Genomic DNA, 6,414 nt, shown 5'->3' with positions numbered 1-6,414 from the left:
TGCGCCGCAGGGTGTCGAGGAGGTGTCGGCTGCCGAGGTGAGTGAGCCCGTGGCTCCGGCCGTGCAGGAGCCGGTCGTCGAGGAGGCGGCTGAGGTTGCTTCCGCGCGTCCGCGTCGTCGGGCGACGCGTCGTGTGTCGGCGCCCGCCGGTGCGCCGCAGGGTGCCGAGGCCGCGCCCGCCGCCGAGGTGACCGAGCCGGCCGCCCCCGCCGCGCAGGAGGCGCCCGCCCAGGCGGCTGCCGAGGCGCCCGCCGAGGAGGCCGCCCCGCGCCGTGCCCGGCGCCGGGCCACCCGCCGGGTGTCCGCGCCCGCCGGCGCGCCCACGAGCGAGGACGCCGCCGAGGCTCCCGCCGCCACCCAGGCCGGGGAGGACGCTCCCGCCCCCGCCGCGGAGCCGGAGGTCCCCGTGACCACGCACACCACCGAACCGGCCACCGCCGCCCAGTCCCCGCAGGTCCCCGCGCCGGCCGCCGAGGCCGCCACGCCGCGCCGCGCCCGGCGCCGGGCCGTACGGGCCGCGTCCGGGTTCGCCGAGCCCGCGCAGTCCACCGCGCCCAAGCCCGCCGCCGAGCCGGCCGAGGCCGCCGAGCCCGCCCAGGCGAAGGGCAAGCGCCGCCCCGCCCGCCCGGCCGTCGCCGTCTTCCAGGCGCCGGTGTTCACCGAGCCCCGGTTCCAGACCCCGGAGCGGGCCGCCGCCGAGGCCGCGGCCGAGGCCGCCGGCACGGAGGAGCCCGAGGAGCCCGAGGAGTACGCGGAGGAGCGCGCCGAGACCGGCACCCGCCGGCGCCGGCGCCGCCGCGGTGCCGCCGAGGACGCCCGGCCCGCCGAGCCCGCCGCCACGGAGGAGCCGGAGGAGGCCCCCGAGTCCGCCGAGGCCGCCGAGGACCTCGCCGAGGACGAGGAGGGCGACGAGACCGAGGGCGCCGAGGGCTACGAGGACTCCGGCTCGCGCCGCCGTCGCCGCCGGGGCGGACGCCGCCGCCGGCGCGGTGACGCCGCCGACGGCGAGGGCGGCGACGCCGACGTCGACGACCTGGCCGCCGAGCAGGCCGCCCAGGACGCCGAGGACACCGCCGAGCAGGACGAGGAGGACGCCGAGGAGGGCCGCGCCGACGAGCCCGCCGGTTCCAGCGCCAGCAGCCGCCGGCGCCGTCGCCGCCGGCGCCGCGCCGGGGACGCCACCGTCGACGCCGAGCCGTCCGCCGACGACCCGGAGCGCACCGTCGTCAAGGTCCGCGAGCCGCGCAAGGCCGGCGAGCCGTCCGACGAGGTGCAGTCCATCAAGGGCTCGACCCGTCTGGAGGCCAAGAAGCAGCGCCGCCGGGAAGGCCGTGAGCAGGGGCGCCGCCGCGTCCCGATCATCACCGAGGCCGAGTTCCTGGCCCGCCGCGAGGCCGTCGAGCGCGTGATGGTGGTCCGCCAGCACGGCGACCGTACGCAGATCGGCGTCCTGGAGGACGGCGTGCTCGTCGAGCACTACGTCAACAAGGAGCAGTCGACCTCGTACGTCGGCAACGTCTACCTGGGCAAGGTCCAGAACGTGCTGCCGTCGATGGAGGCCGCCTTCATCGACATCGGCAAGGGCCGCAACGCCGTCCTGTACGCCGGCGAGGTCAACTTCGAGGCGCTCGGCATGTCGGGCGGACCGCGCCGCATCGAGTCGGCCCTGAAGTCCGGCCAGCCGGTGCTCGTGCAGGTCACGAAGGACCCGATCGGCCACAAGGGCGCGCGTCTGACCAGCCAGGTCTCCCTCCCGGGCCGTTATCTGGTGTACGTGCCCGAGGGCTCGATGACCGGCATCAGCCGCAAGCTGCCCGACACCGAGCGGGCCCGGCTGAAGACCATCCTCAAGAAGATCGTCCCCGAGGACGCGGGTGTCATCGTGCGCACCGCGGCCGAGGGCGCGAGCGAGGACGAGCTGCGCCGCGACGTCGAGCGGCTCCAGGCGCAGTGGGAGGAGATCCAGAAGAAGGCCAAGAGCGGCAACGCCCCGACGCTGCTGTACGGCGAGCCGGACATGACCGTCCGGGTCGTGCGCGACATCTTCAACGAGGACTTCTCCAAGGTCGTCGTCAGCGGCGACGACGCCTGGCAGACCATCCACGGCTACGTCTCGCACGTCGCCCCGGACCTGGCCGGCCGGCTGTCGAGGTGGACGAGCGAGGTCGACGTCTTCGCCACCTACCGGATCGACGAGCAGCTCGCCAAGGCGCTGGACCGCAAGGTCTGGCTCCCCAGCGGCGGTTCGCTGGTGATCGACCGGACCGAGGCGATGGTCGTCATCGACGTCAACACCGGCAAGTTCACCGGCCAGGGCGGCAACCTGGAGGAGACGGTCACCAGGAACAACCTGGAGGCGGCCGAGGAGATCGTGCGCCAGCTGCGGCTGCGCGACCTCGGCGGCATCATCGTGATCGACTTCATCGACATGGTCCTGGAGTCCAACCGCGACCTGGTGCTGCGCCGCCTGCTGGAGTGCCTGGGCCGGGACCGTACGAAGCACCAGGTGGCCGAGGTGACCTCGCTGGGCCTGGTGCAGATGACCCGCAAGCGGGTCGGCCAGGGCCTGCTGGAGTCCTTCTCGGAGACCTGCGTCCACTGCAACGGGCGCGGCGTCATCGTCCACCTCGACCAGGCCGCCGCGAGCGGTGGCGGTGGCGGCGGCAAGCGCAAGAAGCGCGGCGGCCGGGGCGCCGAGGCGGCGGAGCCGGTGCACGAGCACGTGCACGAGACCCCCGCCGTGGCCGTGGAGGCCGCAGCTCCCGTCGAGCCCGCGGTGGAGTCCGCCGCCGAGGTGGCCGCCGAGGCCGCCGAGCCGGTCGCCCTGCCCGCGCCCGACTTCGCGCCGGACGAGGAGCTGTACAGCAGCGTCGCCGAGGCGGAGGCGGCGGCCGGCCGTGGCCGCGGCCGGCGCCGGGCGAGCCGCCGGGCTTCGGCTCCGGCGGGCGCGCCGAAGGCGGAGAAGGCCGCGCGCAGGGCGGAGAGGGCCGAGGCCGAGCCGGTCGCGGAGCCCGAGGTGCCGACCGCCCAGGACGTCACCGCCGAGGAGGCGGCGGCGCGCCCGGTGCGGCCGGAGCCCGCCGTCGAGGCGCTGGCCGAGCCGGCGGCCGTCGAGGACCAGGTGGTCCCGGCGCCGCAGGCCGAGGCTCCCGCCGAGGAGGCCGCTCCCGCCGAGGAGGCCGCGCCCAAGGGCCGTACGCGCCGCCGGGCGACCCGGAAGGTGTCGGCCCCGGCCGGTTCCCCCGCGGGCGCCGAGGCGGCCGTGGTGACGGTGCCCGAGACCGCGCCCGCGGCCGAGGTCCCGGCGGAGCCGTCCGCCGAGGCCGAGCAGCCGGTGGCGGCCGAGAGCACCCCGGCACCGGCCCGTCCGCGCCGCCGCGCGGTGCGCAAGGCCACCGCGCCGACGGCACCGGAGGAGGCGGCCGTGCTGGTCGTCCCGGCGGCGGCGCCCGAGGAGGCCCCGGCGGCGGAAGCCCCCGCGGCCGAGGCGCCGGCGGTGGAAACCTCCGTGGCCGAGGCCCCGGTCGCCGACGCGGACGAGGCGGTGGAGGAAGCCGCTCCGGCCAAGAAGACCGCGCGCAAGGCGGCGGCCAAGAAGGCCCCGGCGAAGAAGGCGGCGGCGAAGAAGGTCACCACCAAGAAGACGACGGCCAAGAAGACGGCCGCCAAGAAGACGACGGCCAAGAAGGCGACGAAGACCGCCAAGACGGCCGCCGCGAAGTCGACGGCGAAGAAGACCACCACGGTCTCCGGCGCCGGCGACGAGGGCTGAAAGTCCCAGGTGTGCGGCCGGTCCCCGTGACCGGCCGCACATCGGCGGGGCCCGGTTTGACCCCTCAGACCGCGGCCCCGTACTCTTGACCGTCGGCGTGTCCACTGACACGCCACATCCCCGTAAACCTCTTCCTCCCGGGCACACGGTTGGCCGGGAGAGGTCGCCTGTGGTGTTTCTGGGTGGCTGGCCTGCGGGGGTGCCGGTTCCGAGCGAGCGAAAGTGAGATCCGCGTGTACGCCATCGTGCGCAGCGGTGGTCGCCAGCACAAGGTTGCTGTCGGCGACATCGTCGAGGTTGACAAGATTTCCACCGCCAAGGTTGGCGACACGGTCGAGCTCTCGACCCTGCTCGTTGTCGACGGCGACGCCGTGACCAGCGACCCGTGGGTCCTGGCCGGCATCAAGGTCCAGGCCGAGGTCGTGGACCACCACAAGGGCCAGAAGATCGACATTCTGCGCTACAAGAACAAGACCGGTTACCGTCGTCGGCAGGGTCACCGCCAGCAGTACACGGCGATCAAGGTCACGTCGATCCCCACGGCTGCGAAGTAAGGGACTGAGGAGAAATGGCACACAAGAAGGGCGCATCGTCCACCCGGAACGGTCGCGACTCCAACGCCCAGCGGCTCGGCGTGAAGCGCTTCGGCGGTCAGGTCGTGAACGCTGGTGAGATCCTGGTCCGCCAGCGCGGCACCCACTTCCACCCCGGCGCCGGTGTCGGCCGTGGCGGCGACGACACGCTGTTCGCCCTGCAGCCCGGTGCGGTGGAGTTCGGTACCCACCGCGGCCGCAAGGTCGTGAACATCGTTCCGGTCGCCTGAATCACCTGATCGTCTGATCGCCTGATTCAGCACCGAACGCTTTCGCGAGGCGGACCTCACTTCCCGGTCGGGAAGGCGGGTCCGCCTTTCGCGTGTTAACACAGGTAAAACCCGTCATCTTTTGGAGGCACCCCACCATGACCACCTTCGTGGACCGCGTCGAACTGCATGTCGCCGCGGGTAACGGAGGCCACGGCTGTGCCTCCGTCCACCGTGAGAAGTTCAAGCCGCTCGGCGGACCCGACGGCGGCAACGGCGGCCGTGGCGGTGACGTCATCCTGACCGTCGACCAGTCGGTCACGACGCTGCTGGACTACCACCACTCCCCGCACCGCAAGGCCACCAACGGCAAGCCCGGCGAGGGCGGCAACCGTTCCGGCAAGGACGGCCAGGACCTGATCCTGCCGGTCCCGGACGGCACCGTCGTGCTGGACAAGGCGGGCAACGTGCTCGCCGACCTGGTCGGCCACGGCACCTCGTACGTCGCCGCGCAGGGCGGCCGGGGCGGTCTCGGCAACGCGGCGCTGGCCTCCGCCCGCCGCAAGGCGCCCGGCTTCGCGCTGCTCGGCGAGCCCGGCGACCTGCACGACATCGTCCTGGAGCTGAAGACCGTCGCCGACGTGGCGCTCGTCGGCTACCCGAGCGCGGGCAAGTCCTCGCTGATCTCCGTGCTCAGCGCGGCCAAGCCGAAGATCGCCGACTACCCGTTCACGACGCTGGTCCCGAACCTCGGTGTGGTCACCGCGGGCTCCACCGTCTACACCATCGCCGACGTGCCCGGCCTCATCCCGGGCGCCAGCCAGGGCCGCGGCCTCGGCCTGGAGTTCCTGCGCCACGTGGAGCGGTGCAGCGTGCTGGTGCACGTGCTGGACACCGCGACGCTGGAGTCGGACCGCGACCCGGTCTCCGACCTCGACGTCATCGAGGAGGAGCTGCGGCAGTACGGCGGGCTGGACAACCGGCCCCGGATCGTCGTCCTGAACAAGATCGACGTGCCCGACGGCAAGGACCTCGCCGAGATGGTGCGCCCCGACCTGGAGGCCCGCGGCTACCGCGTCTTCGAGGTGTCGGCCGTGGCCCACATGGGCCTGCGGGAGCTGACCTTCGCCCTCGGCGAGCTGGTCGCCAAGGCGCGCGCCGCGAAGCCGAAGGAGGAGGCGACCCGGATCGTCATCCGGCCCAAGGCCGTGGACGACGCGGGCTTCACCGTCGTGCGCGAGGACGCCGGCGGGGAGCCGCTGTTCCGGGTGCGCGGTGAGAAGCCGGAGCGCTGGGTCCGCCAGACCGACTTCAACAACGACGAGGCCGTGGGGTACCTCGCCGACCGGCTCAACCGCCTCGGCGTGGAGGAGCAGTTGATGAAGGCGGGCGCCCGCGCGGGCGACGGCGTCGCCATCGGCCCCGAGGAGAACGCGGTCGTCTTCGACTGGGAGCCCACGGTCATGTCCGGCGCGGAGATGCTCGGCCGCCGCGGCGAGGACCACCGCTTCGACGAGCCCCGCCCCGCGGCCCAGCGCCGCCGGGACAAGCAGGCGGAGCGCGACGAGGTGCAGCGGGAGTACGACGAGTTCGACCCGTTCGAGTAAGCCGTCCCGTCCGGGCGAGCCGATTCGTCCGGGCGAGGCGTGCGTCCCGTCGTACGCCTCGCCCTCGGGCGGTGGCCGAAGGCGAAGGCCGGAGGACCGGCGGCGAAGCGGGAGCCCCCTCCCGTACCGGTGAGTCGAGGGGGGGGGGGGGGGGGGGGGGGGGGGGGGGGGGGGGGGGGGGGGGGGGGGGGGGGGGGGGGGGGGGGGGGGGGGGGGGGGGGGGGGGGAGGGGG

Annotated in this window: 4 protein-coding genes; all 4 read left to right on the top strand. The window is 74.4% G+C overall.

What is annotated here, in order from left to right:
- Nucleotides 1–3,772: Rne/Rng family ribonuclease (locus tag ACZ63H_RS34180; protein WP_469871835.1), on the top strand; the 3,772-nt coding region annotated here is incomplete at its 5' end.
- 233 nt (nucleotides 3,773–4,005) lie between these two features.
- A complete protein-coding gene (gene rplU, locus ACZ63H_RS34175; protein ID WP_009188585.1) occupies nucleotides 4,006–4,326 on the top strand; it encodes a 50S ribosomal protein L21 in 321 nt (106 codons plus the stop codon).
- Nucleotides 4,327–4,340: 14 nt separating this feature from the next.
- Nucleotides 4,341–4,595, top strand: coding sequence for a 50S ribosomal protein L27 (rpmA, locus tag ACZ63H_RS34170; protein ID WP_020940020.1), 255 nt, complete (start codon nucleotides 4,341–4,343; stop codon nucleotides 4,593–4,595).
- A gap of 137 nt (nucleotides 4,596–4,732) precedes the next feature.
- Complete coding sequence (gene obgE / locus ACZ63H_RS34165) at nucleotides 4,733–6,181, top strand: GTPase ObgE (protein ID WP_469871834.1); 1,449 nt, start codon at nucleotides 4,733–4,735, stop codon at nucleotides 6,179–6,181.
- Nucleotides 6,182–6,414 lie beyond the last annotated feature (233 nt).

The organism is Streptomyces sp. NPDC104831, from assembly GCF_055583025.1.
This window is presented reverse-complemented; position numbering and strand designations above follow the sequence as displayed.